Raw genomic sequence first — 17,818 nt, 5'->3', positions numbered from 1 at the left:
CACCACATGCGCAGGAAGCGCCCATAACGGCGCGCGCCCCGCGCAAAACCTCGTTCCAGCTTGCTCTACAATGCGCGGACGACATCGCCCGCACCTTTTCACATGACGCTTTTGCAGACCGCCCGCCCCCCGAGGCCCACCCGAGCGACCGCCAATGCGAGTCTCGCCGAACAGGCTTATGCGTTCGTCAAGCGCGAGATCATCACCATGCGTTTGCGGCCGAGCGAGGTGCTCAACGAAGCGGAGTTGATGGCGCTGACCGGCATCGGCAGAACGCCCGTGCATCAGGCGCTGCACCGGCTCGTGCACGAAGGCATGCTGACCATCATGCCGCGCAAGGGCATCATGGTTCGCCCGGTTTCGCTCGACGACGTGCTCGCCATCATCGACGTGCGCCTCGTCAACGAAACCTACTGCGTGGAACTCGCCGCGCGCCACGCGCAGCAGCACGACTACGACGCGATGCAGGCGCTGCTCGAGCGCTCGGCCGTGTGCGTCGCCGCGCACGACATAGAAGGCATGATGGATATCGACCGCGAATTCCATCTGGCCATTTCGGCCGCCTCGCGCAACGCGGTGCTCGCGGACATCCTGCGCGGACTGCACGAGCGCTCGCTGCGCTTCTGGTTCATTTCGCTATCCGAACCGCATCATCTGGAAGACGTGCACGAGGAACACCTGGAGCTGTTCCGCCTGCTGCGCGAGCGCGACGCAGAAGGCGCGCGGCGCTCCGTGCAAAAACATATCGAGGCATTCCGCGCGACGCTCTTCAACCGCATCTGACCGAACGCATCGAACCAGCCCGCCCCGGTGACCCACGCGAGGCGGCTTCACACAGTCAATCCGGATCGACCGACATCATGGCCACTGAATTCACGCCCTTCCCGCCGCTTGCCCAACTCGCCGCCGACCTCGCCGCGGGACGCACCACGAGCCGCGCGCTCGTCGAAACCGCGCTCGAGCGGATCGCCGATCCAGCCGGCCAGGGCGCGGTCGCCTTCATGCACGTCGACGCCGAGGGCGCGCGCGCGGCCGCCGACGCGCACGACCGCCTGCGCGCCGCGGGCACCGTGCTGTCGCCGCTCGCGGGCATTCCCGTGTCGGTGAAGGACCTGTTCGACATCGAGGGCCAGCGCACGCGGGCCGGCTCGACCGTGCTCGCCGACGCGCCCGCCGCCACCGAGGACGCCGTTGCCGTCGCGCGCCTGAAACGCGCGGGCGCCGTGATCGTCGGACGAACCAATATGAGCGAGTTCGCGTTTTCCGGACTGGGCTTGAATCCCCACTACGGCAACCCGCTGTCGCCGTACCGGCGCGACGTGAAAGGCGATGAGCGCATTTCGGGCGGCTCGTCGTCAGGCGCGGCCGCTTCCGTTGCCGACGGCATGGCCGCTGTCGCGCTCGGCACCGACACCGGCGGCTCGATCCGCATTCCGTCCGCGCTGTGCGGCCTGACCGGCTTCAAGCCGACCGCCGCGCGCATCCCGAAGCAAGGCGGCGTGCCGCTTTCGTCGACGCTCGACTCGTTCGGCCCGATCGGCGTATCCGTCGCCTGCTGCGCGCTGGTGGACCGCATGCTGGCCGGTCTGGAGCCGCGCGTGCCGGCCGCGCGTCCGCTCGAAGGCGTACGCCTCGGCGTGCTGACCCACTATGTCACCGACGGCGTCGAGCCGGCGGTCGCCGCCGCCATCGACACCGCGCTCAAGCACCTGGAAGCGGCGGGCGCGATTGTCAGCGAGGTGCGCTTTGCGCCGCTCGACCGTCTGCCGGAGATCAACCGCTTCGGCTTTGCGCCGATCGAGGCGTATGCATGGCATCGTCCGTTGCTGGACAAGCATCGCGATCAATACGATCCGCGCGTGCTGGTGCGCATTCTCAAGGGGCAGCCCGCCAGCGCCGCCGACTACCTCGACCTGCTCGCCGAGCGCGAGGCGATGCTCGCCGAAGCCGCGCGCACGCTGTGGCAGCGCTTTGACGCCGTGGTCGCGCCGACCGTGCCGGTGGTGCCGCCGCGCGTCGCCGAACTGGTGGCCGACGACGATCTGTTCGGCCGCACCAATGCGCTCATCCTGCGCAATCCGGGCGCCTTCAATTTCCTCGACGCCTGCGCGCTGTCGCTGCCCTGCCATTTGCGCGGCGATGCGCCGGTCGGCCTGATGCTGGCGGGTGCGCCGCATGCCGACGATGCGCTGCTGTCCATCGGCCGCGGCGCCGAAGCGGTACTGAACGCAATCCGCTGACGGACCGGCGGCATGGCGGCGCGCGTGCGCGCGTGGCGTCGTGGGGGCGGGGGTTCGCGCTAGAATCGCGGGCACCCGCCCTTTTCATGTCAATTTTGCCGACCGCCACACGATCCATGAACAACGACAACGCGATGCTGCGCCGCGAGCGCTCCCTGCTCACCCTGCTCGGCCTGATCTGCGTCGGCCTCGTGGCCGGCGCGCTCTATCTGCAGTACTTCAAGCACGAAGATCCGTGCCCGTTGTGCATCATCCAGCGCTATTTCTTCCTGCTGATCGCGATTTTCGCGTTCCTCGGCGCGCGCTTTAACAGTTGGCGCGGCGTGCGTCTGCTCGAAGTCATGGCGGCGCTCGCGGCGCTGGCCGGCATCGTCACGGCCGTGCGGCATGTCTATGTACAGGCCAATCCGGGCTTCAGCTGCGGCTTCGACGCGTTGCAGCCGATCGTCGACAGCCTGCCGCCTGCCCATTGGCTGCCGGGCGTGTTCAAGGTGGCGGGGCTGTGCGAAACCGCCTATCCGCCGATTCTCGGCCTGACTTTGCCGATGTGGGCGCTCGTCGGCTTCGTGCTGGCGTTCGTGCCGCTCGTCGTGAGCCTCGTGCGCAATCGCGGGCGCGTGTCGTAAGCAGTTTTCCGCCGGTTGGGTGGGGGCGGTCTCGCAGCGCCTCCCGGCCTGCGGCGGCGCGGCCAAACGGCCACGGCCGCGCTTGCCCGCCTCCCCGCCCTGCCCTCCTTGCCCTTCCTCCCAGACGCAACTTCCCCGCCTCGCGTCGATCCCACCCAGATGTGCACCCCGAGTGCGCGCGCCATATCAGACTGATCTCATTGCTTGTTGCGCATAAGCTTCATTCGACATCGGAAATATTTTTGCGGCGCGGGAATGCTATCTTCGGATCTGGATGGCGATCTACGTGCGCGAGGCCGGCTTTGGCGCGACCCCATGCGTAACGCGCGCCCGGTCCGCACTGTCTTCTGGATTCGCCATGACAACGCAAACCATCCGCTTTTATCGCCAGGGGTCCGTCCACGAGGTCGCGGGCGTGCCCGCGTCGCGCACGCTGCTCCAGCATCTGCGCGAAGACCTGCATTGCACCGGTACCAAGGAAGGCTGCGCTGAAGGCGACTGCGGCGCCTGCACGGTCGTGGTCGGCGAACTCGACGCGCACGGCGCGCTGGCGCTGAAAGCGGTCAACGCCTGCATCCAGTTCCTGCCCACGCTCGATGGCAAGGCGCTTTTCACCGTCGAAGATCTGCGCGCGGCCAATGGCACGCTGCATCCCGTCCAGCAGGCCATGGTGGACTGCCACGGCTCGCAGTGCGGCTTCTGCACGCCCGGCTTCGTCATGTCGATGTGGGCGCTGTACGAAAACCAGCCGGCAGCCGCGGGCCTCCCCACGCGCGACGAAATCAACACCGCGCTCTCGGGCAACCTGTGCCGCTGCACGGGCTACCGGCCGATTGTCGACGCCGCCCAGAAAATGTTCGACTACGCGCAGTACCCGCGCGTGACGCTCGATCGCGAGGCCGTCCAGGCGGCGCTGCGCGAGCTGCAACGCACGGACACCTTCGAGTACCGCGCGCCCGATGCGCGCGGCGCCGCCTTCGGCACGCCCGCGTTTTACGCGCCGGTCACGCTCGACGCCTTCGCGCGTCTGCGCGCCGAGCATCCCGAGGCGCGGCTCGTCGCGGGCAGCACCGACATCGGCCTGTGGGTCACCAAGCAATTCCGCGATCTCGGCGACATGCTGTATATCGGCAATGTGCGCGAATTGAAAACGATCGGACGCGACGCGCAAACGCTCTCCATCGGCGCTGCCGTCTCGCTCGAAGACGCGTATGCCGCCCTCGCCGCCGACTATCCGGAACTCGCCGAACTGTGGACGCGCTTCGCGTCGCTGCCCATCCGCAACGCCGGCACGCTCGGCGGCAATGTCGCAAACGGCTCGCCGATCGGCGATTCCATGCCCGCGCTGCTCGCGCTCGGCGCCGAAGTCGTGCTGCGTCACGGCGCCAAAACGCGCACCTTGCCGCTCGATGCGTTCTACCTCGGCTACCAGAAAACCGCGCTCGCCGCGGGCGAATTCGTCGCCGCGCTGCGCGTGCCGCGGCCCGCGGGCAACCTGCGCTTTCGCACGTACAAAGTCTCAAAGCGCTACGATCAGGACATCTCGGCGGTGTGCGCGGCCTTCGCGCTGCATCTCGGCGAGGGCGGCACCATCCGCGAGGCGCGCGTCGCGTTCGGCGGCATGGCGGCCACGCCGAAGCGCGCCCAAGCAACCGAGGCGGCGCTGAACGGCGCCACCTGGAACGAAGCGACCGCGCGGCAGGCCATGAATGCGCTCGCCGCCGACTACCAGCCGCTCACCGACATGCGCGCGTCGAGCGCCTATCGGCTGAAGGTGGCGCGCAATCTGCTGTGGCGCTTTCACCTGGAAACGCGTGACGACGCGCCGCTCGCGCTCTTCGACGTGAACGTGTTCGCGTTCGAAGCCGGCGCGCCCGACGCCATGGCGAAGGAGCCGTCGTGATGAACCGCACCGATGCATTTGTCGAACGCGCCGCGAGCGCCGGCACCGAACCGGCCGACCGGCAGGCCGCCGCGCGCGGGAGCGATGCCGCGATCGGCGTCGGACTGCCGCATGAATCGGCCGAGCTGCATGTGAGCGGCGAAGCGGCCTATACCGACGACATCGCCGAACTGCACGGCACGCTGCACGCCGCGCTCGGCCTGTCGCGCCATGCGCACGCGCGCATCGTGTCGATGGATCTCGACGCGGTCAGACACGCGCCCGGCGTACTCGCCGTCCTCACCGCCGACGACATCCCCGGCGAGAACAATTGCGGTCCGGTGCTGCACGACGACCCGATTCTCGCCGCTGACGAAGTGCTGTACCTTGGCCAGCCGGTGTTCGCCGTGATCGCGGAAAGCCACGAGCTCGCGCGCCGCGCGGCTGCGCTCGCAAAAAGCGACGACGTGGTCCGCTACGAACCGCTCGAAGCGATTCTCACGCCGGCAGAGGCCAAGGCCGCGAAACAGTTTGTGCTGCCGCCCTTGCATCTCACGCGCGGCGATCCCGCGGCGAAAATCGCCGCCGCGCCGCATAAAATCCGCGGCACGTTCGAAGTCGGCGGCCAGGAGCAGTTTTATCTGGAAGGCCAGGTCGCGTATGCGGTGCCGAAAGAGATGGACGGCATGCTCGTCTACAGTTCGACGCAGCATCCAAGCGAAATGCAGCAGGTGGTCGCGCACATGCTCGGCTGGCCCGCGCACAACGTGGTGTGCGAATGCCGCCGGATGGGCGGCGGCTTCGGCGGCAAGGAATCGCAGTCGGCGCTGTTCGCGTGCGTGGCCGCGCTCGCGGCCAGGGTGCTGCGCCGTCCGGTGAAGCTGCGCGCCGATCGCGACGACGACTTCATGATCACCGGCAAGCGGCACGACGCGATCTACGAGTACGAAGCCGGTTTCGACGACAGCGGCCGCATTCTCGGCGCGCGCGTGGAAATCGCGTTGCGCGCGGGCTATTCCGCGGACCTTTCGGGCGCTGTGGCGACACGCGCCGTGTGCCACTTCGACAACGCGTACTATCTGTCCGACGTCGACATCGTGGCGCTCTGCTGCAAGACCAACACGCAATCGAACACCGCGTTTCGCGGCTTCGGCGGGCCGCAGGGCGCGCTCGTGATGGAAGTGATGCTCGACAGCATCGCGCGTCAGTTGAACCGCGATCCGCTCGACGTGCGCGTGGCCAACTACTACGGCATCGGCGAACGCGATACCACGCCTTACGGCCAGCAGGTCGAAGACAACATCCTCGCGCCGTTGACCGACGATCTGCTCGGCTGGAGCGACTATCGCGCGCGCCGCCAGGCGATTGCCGCGTTCAACGCGAAGAGCCCGGTGCTCAAGCGCGGCCTTGCATTCACGCCGGTCAAGTTCGGCATTTCGTTCAACGTGCCGTTCCTCAATCAGGCCGGCGCGCTCGTGCATGTCTACAAGGACGGCTCGGTGCTCGTCAATCACGGCGGCACGGAGATGGGCCAGGGCCTCAACACCAAGGTCGCGCAGGTCGTCGCCAATGAGTTCGGCTTGCCGCTTGCGCGCGTGCGTGTGAGCGCGACGGACACGTCGAAGATCGCGAATACATCGGCGACCGCGGCGTCCACCGGCAGCGATCTGAACGGCAAAGCCGCCGAAGACGCCGCGCGCACCATCCGCGCTAGGCTCGCGGAACTGGCGGCGAGACAGCTCGGCGGCCATGCGGACGACGTGCGCTTCGCGAACGGCGAGGTGACGGTCAACGGCGGCGCGATGCCCTTCGAGCAACTGGTCGGCGCCGCGTATCTGGCGCGCGTGCAGTTGTGGTCGGACGGCTTTTACGCGACGCCGAAAGTGCATTGGGACGCCAAGACGCTGACGGGTCATCCGTTTTATTACTTCGCGTACGGGGCGGCCGTGTCCGAAGTGGTGATCGATACGCTGACCGGCGAATGGAAACTGCTGCGCGTGGACGTGTTGCACGACGCGGGGCAGTCGATCAATCCGGCCATCGACCTCGGTCAGGTGGAGGGCGGTTTCATTCAGGGCATGGGCTGGCTCACCAGCGAAGAACTCTGGTGGAACCGCGAGGGCCGCCTGATGACGCACGCGCCGTCCACCTACAAGATTCCCGCGGTGAGCGACACGCCCGCCGCGTTCAATGTGCGGCTGTATCAGAATCAGAACGCGGAGCCGACCGTGTTCCGCTCGAAGGCTGTGGGCGAGCCGCCGCTGTTGCTGCCGTTTTCGGTGTTTCTCGCGATTCGCGATGCGATTGCCGCGGCCGCGCCGGCGGCGCCGACCGCCCCGCCGTTGCGCGCGCCGGCCACGCCCGAAGCGATTCTCGACGCACTGGACGCGCTCAACTCACCGGGCACGTTCCACGCGGACCGCGCGAGCGCGCTTTCATCGGCGCAACCCGCAAGTCAGGGCACAGCGGAACCGGCGCCTCGTTGAAGCCTCGCCAAGCCAATAACGAACGTCACATCATGAAGACCCGACGCCATCCCACTCAGCGCGTCACGCTCAACCGGCCGCACGCACCCCGCGCGGCATTGTACGGAGAACTGCCGGATGCAAGCCTGGCTACCTGACCTGCAACAACTGCTCGCGCATGGCGACGCCGCCGTGCTGGTGACGGTCGCGCGCGTCGAAGGTTCGGCGCCGCGCGAGGCCGGCACGAAGATGATCGTCACGCGCGATTCGGCGAGGCATACGATCGGCGGCGGCCATCTGGAATGGAAAGCGATCGAGACCGCGCGCCAGGTGTTGCGCGACGGCATGCGCTCGCCGCATATGCGCCGGTTGGAGCGTTTCGCGCTCGGCCCGAGCCTCGGGCAATGCTGCGGCGGCGCAGTCATACTCGCATTCGAGCGGCTCGACGTGGGCGACCTCGGCTGGATTACGTCGCTGGCGAAGCGCGTGGCCGCCGGTCAATCGACGGTGCGTAGCGTATCATTCGGCCCCGCGCCGGATGCGGTGATGCTGTCCGACCCCGAGCCGGGCGTGGATGCCGCCGACTGCCTGCTGTGGGACGGCGCCGGTTTCGACGACAGCGGCGCGCTGCTCACCGAAACCATTGCGCCGGGCGACTTCCCGGTTGTACTGTTCGGCGCGGGTCACGTGGGCGCCGCGCTGGTTCGGGTGCTCGCCACGCTGCCTTGCACGGTGCGCTGGGTCGACGAACGCGATGCGCAGTTCCCGCCCGTCGAATCGCTGCACGCGCATAACGTGAAGATCGACGCGAACGACGCGCCCGACGAAGCCGTCGACGAGGCCGCGCCGAACACCTACTTCATCGTGATGACGCACAACCATACGCGCGACCTCGAACTCGCCGAGCGCATTCTTCGGCGCGGCGACTTCGCGTTCTTCGGCATGATCGGCTCGCACAGCAAGCGCAAGCAGTTCGAGCATCGGCTGGCCGCGCGCGGCATCGATCCTGCGCGAATTGCGCGGATGAAATGCCCGCTCGGCGTGGACGGCATTGTCGACAAGTCGCCGGAAATCATTGCGATCTCCGCGGCGGCGCAACTGCTGCAAGCTGTCGAAGCCAACGCGAGCGTGCATCGCGCGGCGCAAGCGGTTTGATCCACGGCCGCCCGGCATTGCGCATCCGGCACGCAAAAACACCTCCCTTTCCTGACCGACCATGACTAAAACAAACTCTGCACCACTTATCGACAAAGCCATGCGCGCGCCGAAGGCCGAGCTGCACATTCACATTGAAGGCTCGCTCGAGCCCGAACTGATTTTCGCGCTCGCCAAACGCAATGGCGTGAAGCTCGCTTACGACTCGATCGAAGCCTTGCGCGCCGCGTATGCCTTCACCGACCTGCAATCGTTCCTCGACATCTATTACGCCGGCGCGAGCGTGCTGCTGCATGAGCAGGACTTCTACGACATGACGATGGCTTACGTCGAGCGCTGCCTCGCCGACAACGTGATTCACAGCGAGATCTTTTTCGATCCGCAGACGCACACCGAGCGCGGCGTGCCGATCGCGACGGTGGTGGCCGGCATCGAGCGCGCGCTTGCGGAGGCGGAACAACGCGGCATGACGAGCAAGCTCATCCTGTGCTTTCTGCGGCATCTGTCCGAGGACGATGCGCTCGCCACTTTCGAAGAGGCGCGGCCGTTGTTCGAGCAGTACAAGCATCGCCTGATCGGCGTGGGGCTCGATTCGTCCGAGCGCGGCCATCCGCCTTCGAAGTTCGAGCGCGTGTTCGCGCAGGCGCGCGCAATGGGCCTGAAGCTCGTCGCGCATGCGGGCGAGGAAGGACCGCCGTCGTACATCTACGAAGCGCTCGACGTGCTGAAAGTAGACCGCGTGGATCACGGCGTGCGCAGCATCGAGGACCCGGCGCTCGTCACGCGTCTTGCCGACACGCGCGTCGCATTGACCGTGTGTCCGCTGTCGAACCTGAAGCTTTGCGTATTCGACGACATGACGAAACATACGCTGAAGGATCTGCTGGATCGCGGCGTCGCGGTCACGGTGAATTCGGACGATCCCGCGTACTTCGGCGGCTATGTGAACGCGAACTACGCAGCCACCATCGACGCGTTGAAACTCGACGATGCCGAGGTCTACACGATCATCCGCAACGGTTTCGAAGCGTCGTTCGTGACGCCGGAGCAACGCGCCGGGCTGATCGCGAAGCTGGACGCCTATTGGGAACAAAGCGGGCACCAAAGCGGAATCCAAACCACGATTCAAAGCGGCCCGCATTGACGGCGCCGTTGTATTGCAGCGCGGGCAGCACGAGACGCATGCCGAAGGAACGCCGCCCGCGCTGCGCAGTTTTTATTTCGGAGACGGCTTTCCCATGACTCATTCTGCACAAGCGTCGGCGCAATCCGCCTTTCGCGCGCAATTGCTGACCTTCAACGGCGATCCCTCGCGCTCGCCCGAGGCGGCGGTCTTTCACGAAGACGGCCTGCTGATCGTCGAGGACGGCCACGTCGTCGCGACGGGCGCCTATGCCGCGCTCGCGCCGCGGCTCGCGCCAGGCACGCCGGTGCAGGACATGCGCGGCAAGCTGATCGTGCCGGGCTTTATCGACACGCACATTCACTATCCGCAGACCGACATGATCGCGTCGCCCGCGCCGGGTCTGCTGCCATGGCTCGATACCTATACGTTCCCGACCGAGCGCCGCTTCACCGACGAAGCCTATGCGCGCGACACGGCGAGCTTCTTCCTCGAAGAGTTGCTGGCCTGCGGCACCACGACGGCGCTCGTGTATTGCACGGTGCACAAACAATCCGCCGATGCGCTTTTCGCCGAGAGCGAGGCGCGCAACCTGCGCATGGTCGCGGGCAAAGTGCTGATGGACCGCAACTGCCCCGAGTTCCTGCGCGACACCGCGCAATCGGGTTACGACGACAGCGCGGAGTTGATCGGCCGCTGGCACAACCGCGGCCGCCAACTGTATGCGCTCACGCCGCGTTTTGCGCCGACTTCGACGGAAGCGCAACTGGAAGCGTGCGGCGTGCTGGCGCGCAAGCATGCGGATGTGTTCGTCCAGAGCCACGTCGCGGAAAATCTCGATGAGGTGAAGTGGGTCAACAGTCTGTTCCCCGGCCACCGCAGCTATCTGGACATCTACGATCATTACGGGCTCCTGCGCCGCCGCGCGGTGTACGGCCACTGCATTCACTTCGACGCCGAAGACCGCCGGCGCATGGCGCAAACCGGCACGGTCGCGTCGCATTGCCCGACGTCGAATCTGTTTCTCGGCAGCGGCCTGTTCGATTTCGACAAGGCGGATGAAGCCGGCATGCCCGTTGCGCTCGCAACGGATGTGGGAGGCGGCACATCGTTTTCGATGCTGCAGACAATGAATGAAGCGCATAAGGTCGCGCGCCTGACGGGGCATCATCTGACGGCCACGCGCATGTTTTATCTGGCGACGGCGGGCGCCGCCGCAGCACTCGACCTCGCGGACAAGGTCGGCACGCTCAGGCCGCAGTCGGAAGCCGACTTCGTGGTGCTCGATCCGCAAGCGACGCCGCTGCTCGCACGCCGCACGGCACGCACCGAATCGCTCGAAGAACTGCTGTTCGCGTTCGCGCTGCTCGGCGACGACCGCGCTGTGTATGAAACGTATGCGGCCGGCCGGCGCGTGCATCGCCGCGACGAGGTGCGCGCACATGCGCCGCGCGCTGCGCGGCTCGCGCAAGTTGTCGCGTGAGAATGTGCGGCGGCGCCGTTAGCGCTGCATGCATACCTCGTGCAACGCATTGAGCCTGCGTACCGGATCGGCGACGTACGGGTTCGATTCGTCCCATGCGTAGCCGGCGAGCACTGCGCTGATCATGCGGCGAATCGACGGCGTCTGGTCCGGATAGAAAATGATGTCCTGCAATTCGCCCGTATACCAGCGCTCGACAAATGCGCGGAACGTGTCGATGCCCTTGCGCAACGGCACGTCGTAGTGCGCGGACCAGTCGACCTGCTCGCCGTCCAGTTGACGGTTTAAGGTCTGCACCGCGAGATGCGCCGAGCGCAGCGCGATCGTCACGCCCGATGAGAACACCGGGTCGAGGAACTCGCCGGCGTTGCCGAGCAGCGCATAACCGGGCCCGTGCAAACGCTCGACGTTCGCCGAATAGCCGCCAATGTGACGCACCGGCATCATGAACGGCGCGTCGCCGATCAGCCGGTTAAGCGTCGGCTCTTTCTGGATCAGCGCGCGCAGCGTCGCCTCGCGCTCGCTCTCCGGTACATCGAGAAAGCTCGACTCCGCGACGCAACCGACCGACGAACGGCCGCCCGCCAACGGAATCATCCAGAACCATACGTCGCGCCGCTCGGGATGCGTGGCTACGCAGATCTTGTTGCGGTCGCTTGCGGCGGGCGGCAGACCGTCGTAGACGTGCGAAAACAGCGCGGCGCGCGTGGGCATGCGCGTGGGCGCTTCCAGATTGAGAAGACGCGGCAGCACACGGCCAAAACCGCTTGCGTCGAATACGAAGCGCGCTTCGATCCGATAAGCATGGCCGGTCTCGTCGATCACGTCGACGCCAGGTTCGGCACCTTCGGTATGGACCGCCTGCACGGTGTGGCCGAAGCGCACGTCCGCGCCCTGTTGCGCCGCGCAACGAATCAGAATGTCGTCGAACACCGCGCGCTCGACCTGATACGTGGTGCCCCACCCCGCCGAATGCTTGTCGCGGAAATCGAACGACGACGACTGATCGCGATACACGAAGTGCGCGCCGTTCTTGTACTGGAACCCGGCCTCGACCACCGCTTGCAGCATGCCCGCTTCCTCGAGATAAGCCATGCTTTGCGGCAACAGACTCTCGCCGATCGAAAAACGCGGAAAGTGCTGACGCTCCAGCACGAGCACCGAGCGGCCCGCGCGGCGCAACAGCGCGGCGGCAACCGCGCCGGCCGGCCCCGCGCCGATGATAACGACGTCGACCGCCGTGTGCTTCATGACATGTGTACTCAAGTTTGCCTCAATCGTTTGCTTGCTCGATGCAGCGTTACGCTGCATCCTTACGCCTTGTTACCTTGTATCTCTAACAGAACAGACCACTTCCCCGGGGAGCCCTGCGTGTCGCCGTCTCACACATCCACCGTGCCCTTCGTGCCGGAAACCGCATTCGGAATCTGGTTCCTGCGCACTCACACGTGGGAACACCATGTGCTGCGCGTCGCCATCAACGACCTCAGGCGTTTGATCGACACGCCGCTGCCTGCGGAGCCCGTCATCGTCGACGTAGGCTGTGGGCAGGGCATTTCGTTTCGCCTGCTCGCCGACGCGTTCAAGCCGCGCCGCATTGTCGGCGTCGACTATCACGAGCCGTCGCTTGCGCTCGCCGCCCATGCCGCGCACGCGTGCCGCGACAGGATCGTCGACATCGAACTGCTGCACGGCGACTGCGCCGATCTGCCGCTGACCGATGCCAGCGCCGACATCGTGTTCTGCCATCAGACTTTCCATCATCTCGTCGAGCAGGACCGCGCGCTCGCCGAGTTCCGCCGCGTGCTGAAGCCCGGCGGCGTGCTGCTGTTCGCCGAATCCACCGACGCGTACATCAAGTCGTGGGTGATCCGTCTTCTCTTTCGCCATCCGATGCATGTGCAAAAAAGCGCGGACGGCTATCTCGACATGATCCGTCGCGGCGGCTTCAGTTTCACCGACCGCAACGTTTCTTTGCCTTACCTGTGGTGGAGCCGCGCGAAAGACTTCGGTCTCCTCGAACGGCTCGGCCTTGATCGTCCGCAACCGGGCAAGCGTCGCGAGACGCTCGTCAATGTCGCGGCAAGAAAGGCGGACTGAAGAAGACCGGCTGAGCCAGTCCCGCTGTCAGGCCGGCTCCCAGGCCGAGCAGGCCGGCCCCTTCAGGCGGACTTACTTGCGCAGCGTGACCACATCCCCCTTTAGCGCGACGCCGGCAATCACCGCACCTGCGCCGCAGGTGAACTCGGTCGCGCTCTCGCGCACTTCGTTCTTGTAGTTGCTCTTGATGTTGATCACCGCGTTGCCGCCTTCCTTGCGCGCACGGTCCTGCAACTCGATCACCGCTGAGAGGAACACATGCTGGCAGGCCGCAGCATCGCTCTTGCCGAACGCATTGGTCTTCTTGTTCGTCGCGAATTCGCCGATCGTCTTCACGACAGCCGGATGATGCTGGCCCGCGAAATACAGTGCGATATCGTCGCCGACCTTGCCGGGCTCGCTGTGCAGCGCTTCGTCGATCGGATAGTTGCCGACCGTGTCGCGCGCGAAGGCCGGCGCGGCACTCAGCATGGTGAACGAAGCGGCGAATGCAATTGATGTGACGAACATCAGATGACGTTTCATTGATACTCCTGCGTGGTTGTTATGCGTTTTACGATCTGCGTATCCCGTGCTTCGTGACCGCGTTCAGATTCAGTTCGCCTCCAGCGTGACCAGCCTGCCGCTCACCGCGATGGCGGCCGCGCTCGGGCTCACGCCGCAGGTGAACTCGCGTGTCGAGTTGCTTTCGCTGCTGTGAAAGCGCGTCTTGACGTCGATCACCGCATTTGCGCTGCGTTCGCGAGCGGCCGCGCGCAGCTTGCCGATCGCTTCGCCGAGCGCTTCGCGGCAGGCGTCGTCGGGACCGGCAACCTTGCGGGCAATCCGCACGGAGTACGAAACATCCCCCAATTCCTTCTTCACGGCAGGATGACTCTGCTCCCCGAAATACACCGGCACGCCGCCCCGCGATTCGCCGGCCACCGCCGCGAGCGGTAGCGATTTCACCTGCGTCGCACAGCCGGCGAGCGTCGCGGCTGCTATCGTCAATGCGCCCAGAACTGAGGCTCTTTTCATCATCGTTGTTCTCATTCTTATCACCTTCGTTTCTAAAAGTTGCGGCCCGTTCAGCCGCCTTGCCACGCTTCGAACATCAAACCCGCACAGCTTCCGCCGAAGCCGAACGAGACCGACATCGCGGTGCGAATGCGCGCCTCGCGCGTCTCGCGCACGAGAGGGATGCCGTCGATTTCCGGCTCGGCTCTTTCTATCCCCGTGGTCGCCGCGATAAAACCGTCGCGCATCATCAACAGCGTGTAGATCGCCTCGTGTGCGCCGCATGCGCCGAGCGGATGCCCCGTCATGCCCTTCGTCGACGAAAACGCCGGCACGTCATGCCCCGATCCGGCACCGAACACCTGTTTCAACGCGAGCAGTTCCTCCACGTCGCCAAGCGGCGTGGAAGGCGCGTGCGTGTTGATGTAATCCGGACGCTGGCCGGGCGCCCCGCTCAGTGCGCCACGCATTGCACGCGCGATGCCGGCCGCGCGCGGCGTGACCATGCCGGCATCGGTGCAATCGCCGAATCCCGTCAGCTCCGCGTAAATGCGCGCGCCGCGCGCCAACGCGTGATCCAGCGCTTCGAGCACGAGCACACCCCCGCCCGATGCGATCACGAAGCCGTCGCGCCCGCTGTCATAGGGACGCGACGCGCGTTGCGGCACGTCATTAAAGCGCCGCGACAAGGCGCCCATCGCGTCGAACATCAGCGTCATGTTGTCGTGCAGGCACTCGCTGCCGCCCGCGAGCACGATCTGCTGGCGCCCGCTCTGGATGAGCTGCATTGCCTGCCCGATCGCGAGTGCGGAGGTGGTGCACGCGGACGACGGCGAATAGCTGACGCCTTCGAGTCCGAACACCTGCGCCACATTTGCCGACGCCGTGCTGCTCATTGCGTGCGGCACCGTGTAAGGCGGCACTTTCTCGACGCCGCGCGTGTGCGCAATCGTCATGGCGGTGTCGTAGCTCGACATGGTGCCGACGCCCGAGCCGATTACCGTGCCCGCCAGCGGCGAGCGCAGCATCGCGGCGTTAAGCCCTGCGTCGTCGATTGCCTTCTTCGCGGCGTGACAGGCGAAGCGCGCGGTGTCGCCCATGAAGCGTTCGAGCTTGCGCTCGAACGGCGGCTCGTTCGCAACGGAGGCGACACCCGCGACCTGCGAGCCGAACCCGCGTTCGCGCCATGCTTCGATCCGCTCGATATGCGAGCTGCCCGCGCGCAATGCCGCCGACACTTCGTCGAGCGTGTTGCCGAGGCACGACACAATGCCCATGCCGGTGACCACCACGCGTTGCAGCTGCACGCTCATCGAACGCGCCTGAAAATCAACGACGTATTGATGCCGCCGAACGCAAAGTTATTGCTCATCACGAGTTCCGCGTCGATTTCCCGCCCCGTGCCGACGATGTAGTCGAGCGGCGCGCAAGCCGGGTCCACGTTCTGCAGATTGAGCGTGGGCGCATACCAGTTGCGCTTCATCATTTCAATGGTCCACCAGGCTTCGAGCGCGCCGCACGCGCCGAGCGTGTGGCCCACGTAGCTTTTCAGCGAACTGATCGGCATGCGCTCGCCAAAGGTCTGCGCCGTGGCGTGACTTTCGGCAACATCGCCGCGGTCCGTCGAGGTGCCGTGCGCGTTCACATACTCGATGGCCTCGGGCGGCAGCTGTGCGTCTCGCAGAGCAAGCTGCATGGCGAGCGCCATGGTTTCCGCGGTCGGCTGCGTCATGTGTGCGCCGTCCGAATTGCAGCCAAAGCCGACAATCTCCGCGTGAATCCGCGCGCCGCGCGCGAGCGCGTGTTCGTATTCCTCGAGCACCAGCGTGGCTGCGCCTTCGCCGACCACGAGGCCGTCGCGCGCGGCGTCGAACGGACGCGGCGTCAATTGCGGGTCGTCGTTGCGCGTGCTCGTCGCATACAACGCGTCGAATACGGCGACGGCGGGCCCCGACAACTCTTCGGCGCCGCCGGCGAGCATCAGCGTCTGCTTGCCGGTCTGGATGGCTTCATACGCGTAACCGATCGCCTGGCTGCCCGACGCGCACGCGCACGAGGTCGGAATGATGCGGCCCTTCAGATCCCAGAAGAGACTCACGTTGACGGCCGTGGTGTGCGGCATCATCTGCACATAGCTGTTCGACGTGACGTCGCTCATCGAGCCGGTTTCGAGCATCGTGCCGAATGCACGGATCGGCTGCACGGAACCCGACGACGAACCGTAGGCGACGCCCATGCGGCCGTCCTTGATGCCGGCGTCGTCGGCGAGGCCCGCATCGGCGAGCGCGAGTTCGCTCGCGCGCACCGAATAGAGCGACACGGGCCCCATGGAACGCGTTTTCTTGCGCGGATAATGCGCGGGCGTAGCGAACTCGGGCAACGGACACGCGAGCCGCGTATGCAAGGACTCGAAATAATCCCACTCGGGCATGCGCCGCACCGCATTCACGCCGCCTTTCAGGCGCGCTTCGATGGCAGTCCAGTTATCGCCGAGTGCTGTGACGCCGCCCATGCCGGTAATGACGACGCGCTTCATCAGATCATCCCGCCGTTCACGCCGATCACCTGGCGCGTGACATACGAGGCCGCGTCCGACATCAGGAAGCTGACCACCGACGCCACTTCCGCAGGCTGACCGACGCGATTCATCGGCACTGTTTTGAGCGCCTGCTCGAGCGGCATTTGATCGAGCATGCCGGTTTCAATCAGACCGGGTGCCACGCAATTGACGGTGATGTTGCGCGTGGCCAGTTCGACGGCGAGCGCCTTGGTCGCGCCGATCAGCCCCGCCTTCGCCGCGCTGTAGTTCACCTGGCCGCGGTTGCCCATCACGCCCGACACCGACGCAATGGTGACAATGCGCCCGCCCTTGCGCGCGCGCACCATCGGCATGGTGAGCGGATGCACGACGTTGTAGAACGAGTCGAGGCCGGTCTCGATCACCACGTCCCAGTCTTCGTCGGTGAGCGCGGGAAAGGCGGCGTCGCGCGTCACCCCCGCGCTGCACACAATGCCGTAGTAGGGGCCGTTGGCCGCGACATCCGTTTCGAGCACCTCGCGGCACACCGCGCGCTCGCGCACGTCGAACTGCAGTACGCGCGCCGCGCCGCCCTGCGCGGCGATGCCCGTCGCGACTGCTTCGGCTTCGGCGCGTCCCGTGCGGCAATGCACGGAGACCGCGAAGCCGTCGGCGGCCAACTGGTACGCAATCGCGCGGCCAATGCCGCGGCTTGCGCCGGTAACGAGAACACGCCGGCTCATGAACTGAAACTCCCCTCGATGAATGACTGAAAATTGGACGGCTGGAACACCTTGATCACAGCCTCGGCGCACAGTATGTCGCCGTCGTGAATCGTGCATTCGTATGCGCCGTGTCCTTCCTCGCTGCGCAGCAACTCCGTCACGTGAATCAGCAGTTGCGCGCCGCGTGCGAACGACGGCTGCAGCGCCTTGAAGCTGCGCGAGCCGAGCAGCACGCCGGGGCGCGCGCGGCCGCCGCCGCGCATCGCGACCAGCGCAACGTGCGCGGCGATAGCCTGCGCCATCAGTTCGATGCCGATCCACGCAGGCATTGCGCCTTGCGCGTCCCCGTACCACGCGTCGGCACGCACCGTGGCGCGCGCGCTCAGCGTCTCTTCACTGAAAGCGCTGACGGCGTCGATCAGCAGCATGGTGCCGCGATGCGGGATGATCGCTTCAATCGGCTGTTGCAACAGTTCTTCGGTGCTTCGTCTCGGGTTCATCGCGC

Annotated in this window: 16 protein-coding genes; 9 read left to right on the top strand and 7 right to left on the bottom strand. The window is 66.0% G+C overall.

Going from position 1 to position 17,818, the window contains the following annotated elements; all coding sequences use genetic code 11:
- Positions 1-102 precede the first annotated feature (102 nt).
- The 8 genes from ACEN8U_RS18205 to guaD all read left to right on the top strand — a co-directional run bounded on the left by ACEN8U_RS18205 (position 103) and on the right by guaD (position 10,974).
- Complete coding sequence (locus ACEN8U_RS18205) at positions 103-783, top strand: GntR family transcriptional regulator (protein ID WP_013589273.1); 681 nt, start codon at positions 103-105, stop codon at positions 781-783.
- 77 nt (positions 784-860) lie between these two features.
- Complete coding sequence (locus tag ACEN8U_RS18200; protein WP_015003500.1) at positions 861-2,240, top strand: amidase; 1,380 nt, start codon at positions 861-863, stop codon at positions 2,238-2,240.
- 116 nt (positions 2,241-2,356) lie between these two features.
- The gene (locus tag ACEN8U_RS18195; RefSeq protein WP_015003501.1) at positions 2,357-2,866 is read left to right on the top strand and encodes a disulfide bond formation protein B; all 510 of its coding nucleotides are present in this window, start codon (positions 2,357-2,359) and stop codon (positions 2,864-2,866) included.
- A gap of 358 nt (positions 2,867-3,224) precedes the next feature.
- The gene (gene xdhA, locus ACEN8U_RS18190; RefSeq protein ID WP_015003502.1) at positions 3,225-4,769 is read left to right on the top strand and encodes a xanthine dehydrogenase small subunit; all 1,545 of its coding nucleotides are present in this window, start codon (positions 3,225-3,227) and stop codon (positions 4,767-4,769) included.
- Positions 4,769-7,234 carry a xanthine dehydrogenase molybdopterin binding subunit gene (gene xdhB, locus ACEN8U_RS18185; protein ID WP_041745686.1) on the top strand — a complete coding sequence of 822 codons (2,466 nt, stop codon included), beginning with the start codon at positions 4,769-4,771 and terminating at the stop codon, positions 7,232-7,234. The genes xdhA and xdhB overlap by 1 nt, the downstream gene beginning before the upstream one ends.
- 117 nt (positions 7,235-7,351) lie before the next feature.
- Positions 7,352-8,368 (top strand): xanthine dehydrogenase accessory protein XdhC, encoded by a 1,017-nt coding sequence (gene xdhC / locus ACEN8U_RS18180; RefSeq protein ID WP_015003504.1) that lies wholly within the window; start codon positions 7,352-7,354, stop codon positions 8,366-8,368.
- Between the two features lie 61 nt (positions 8,369-8,429).
- Positions 8,430-9,512 carry an adenosine deaminase gene (locus ACEN8U_RS18175; protein ID WP_051156760.1) on the top strand — a complete coding sequence of 361 codons (1,083 nt, stop codon included), beginning with the start codon at positions 8,430-8,432 and terminating at the stop codon, positions 9,510-9,512.
- Positions 9,513-9,606: 94 nt separating this feature from the next.
- On the top strand, positions 9,607-10,974 hold the full coding sequence (gene guaD / locus ACEN8U_RS18170; protein WP_041746365.1) for a guanine deaminase: 1,368 nt from the start codon (positions 9,607-9,609) through the stop codon (positions 10,972-10,974).
- A gap of 18 nt (positions 10,975-10,992) precedes the next feature.
- Here guaD and ACEN8U_RS18165 read toward each other — a convergent pair whose 3' ends face one another.
- Positions 10,993-12,225, bottom strand: coding sequence for an NAD(P)/FAD-dependent oxidoreductase (locus ACEN8U_RS18165; protein WP_015003507.1), 1,233 nt, complete (start codon positions 12,223-12,225; stop codon positions 10,993-10,995).
- 120 nt (positions 12,226-12,345) lie between these two features.
- On the opposite strand from ACEN8U_RS18165, the gene ACEN8U_RS18160 reads away from it, so the two are divergent.
- The gene (locus tag ACEN8U_RS18160) at positions 12,346-13,074 is read left to right on the top strand and encodes a class I SAM-dependent methyltransferase (RefSeq protein ID WP_041745688.1); all 729 of its coding nucleotides are present in this window, start codon (positions 12,346-12,348) and stop codon (positions 13,072-13,074) included.
- 72 nt (positions 13,075-13,146) lie between these two features.
- On the opposite strand, the gene ACEN8U_RS18155 is transcribed toward ACEN8U_RS18160, so the two are convergent.
- From ACEN8U_RS18155 to ACEN8U_RS18130, 6 genes are all read right to left on the bottom strand, one after another.
- A complete protein-coding gene (locus tag ACEN8U_RS18155; protein WP_015003509.1) occupies positions 13,147-13,599 on the bottom strand; it encodes an excinuclease ABC subunit A in 453 nt (150 codons plus the stop codon).
- 69 nt (positions 13,600-13,668) lie between these two features.
- Positions 13,669-14,094 carry a hypothetical protein gene (locus ACEN8U_RS18150; protein WP_015003510.1) on the bottom strand — a complete coding sequence of 142 codons (426 nt, stop codon included), beginning with the start codon at positions 14,092-14,094 and terminating at the stop codon, positions 13,669-13,671.
- Positions 14,095-14,141: 47 nt separating this feature from the next.
- Positions 14,142-15,383: a beta-ketoacyl-[acyl-carrier-protein] synthase family protein gene (locus ACEN8U_RS18145; protein WP_015003511.1), complete on the bottom strand. Its 1,242-nt coding sequence runs from the start codon at positions 15,381-15,383 to the stop codon at positions 14,142-14,144.
- A complete protein-coding gene (locus tag ACEN8U_RS18140; RefSeq protein WP_015003512.1) occupies positions 15,380-16,606 on the bottom strand; it encodes a beta-ketoacyl-ACP synthase in 1,227 nt (408 codons plus the stop codon). The genes ACEN8U_RS18145 and ACEN8U_RS18140 overlap by 4 nt, the downstream gene beginning before the upstream one ends.
- The gene (locus ACEN8U_RS18135) at positions 16,606-17,331 is read right to left on the bottom strand and encodes a 3-ketoacyl-ACP reductase FabG2 (RefSeq protein ID WP_015003513.1); all 726 of its coding nucleotides are present in this window, start codon (positions 17,329-17,331) and stop codon (positions 16,606-16,608) included. Before ACEN8U_RS18135 ends, ACEN8U_RS18140 begins: the two co-directional genes overlap by 1 nt.
- Positions 17,328-17,813 carry a hotdog family protein gene (locus ACEN8U_RS18130; RefSeq protein ID WP_041746367.1) on the bottom strand — a complete coding sequence of 162 codons (486 nt, stop codon included), beginning with the start codon at positions 17,811-17,813 and terminating at the stop codon, positions 17,328-17,330. Before ACEN8U_RS18130 ends, ACEN8U_RS18135 begins: the two co-directional genes overlap by 4 nt.
- Positions 17,814-17,818 lie beyond the last annotated feature (5 nt).

Source organism: Paraburkholderia phenoliruptrix (assembly GCF_047325075.1).
GTDB lineage: Bacteria > Pseudomonadota > Gammaproteobacteria > Burkholderiales > Burkholderiaceae > Paraburkholderia > Paraburkholderia phenoliruptrix.
This window is presented reverse-complemented; position numbering and strand designations above follow the sequence as displayed.

Coding starts and splice junctions, on each gene's coding strand:
- ACEN8U_RS18205 (WP_013589273.1), top strand. CDS start 103: ATGACGCTTTTGCAGACCGCCCGCCCCCCGAGGCCCACCCGAGCGACC.
- ACEN8U_RS18200 (WP_015003500.1), top strand. CDS start 861: ATGGCCACTGAATTCACGCCCTTCCCGCCGCTTGCCCAACTCGCCGCC.
- ACEN8U_RS18195 (WP_015003501.1), top strand. CDS start 2,357: ATGAACAACGACAACGCGATGCTGCGCCGCGAGCGCTCCCTGCTCACC.
- xdhA (WP_015003502.1), top strand. CDS start 3,225: ATGACAACGCAAACCATCCGCTTTTATCGCCAGGGGTCCGTCCACGAG.
- xdhB (WP_041745686.1), top strand. CDS start 4,769: ATGAACCGCACCGATGCATTTGTCGAACGCGCCGCGAGCGCCGGCACC.
- xdhC (WP_015003504.1), top strand. CDS start 7,352: ATGCAAGCCTGGCTACCTGACCTGCAACAACTGCTCGCGCATGGCGAC.
- ACEN8U_RS18175 (WP_051156760.1), top strand. CDS start 8,430: ATGACTAAAACAAACTCTGCACCACTTATCGACAAAGCCATGCGCGCG.
- guaD (WP_041746365.1), top strand. CDS start 9,607: ATGACTCATTCTGCACAAGCGTCGGCGCAATCCGCCTTTCGCGCGCAA.
- ACEN8U_RS18165 (WP_015003507.1), bottom strand. CDS start 12,225: ATGAAGCACACGGCGGTCGACGTCGTTATCATCGGCGCGGGGCCGGCC.
- ACEN8U_RS18155 (WP_015003509.1), bottom strand. CDS start 13,599: ATGAAACGTCATCTGATGTTCGTCACATCAATTGCATTCGCCGCTTCG.
- ACEN8U_RS18150 (WP_015003510.1), bottom strand. CDS start 14,094: ATGATGAAAAGAGCCTCAGTTCTGGGCGCATTGACGATAGCAGCCGCG.
- ACEN8U_RS18145 (WP_015003511.1), bottom strand. CDS start 15,383: ATGAGCGTGCAGCTGCAACGCGTGGTGGTCACCGGCATGGGCATTGTG.
- ACEN8U_RS18140 (WP_015003512.1), bottom strand. CDS start 16,606: ATGAAGCGCGTCGTCATTACCGGCATGGGCGGCGTCACAGCACTCGGC.
- ACEN8U_RS18135 (WP_015003513.1), bottom strand. CDS start 17,331: ATGAGCCGGCGTGTTCTCGTTACCGGCGCAAGCCGCGGCATTGGCCGC.
- ACEN8U_RS18130 (WP_041746367.1), bottom strand. CDS start 17,813: ATGAACCCGAGACGAAGCACCGAAGAACTGTTGCAACAGCCGATTGAA.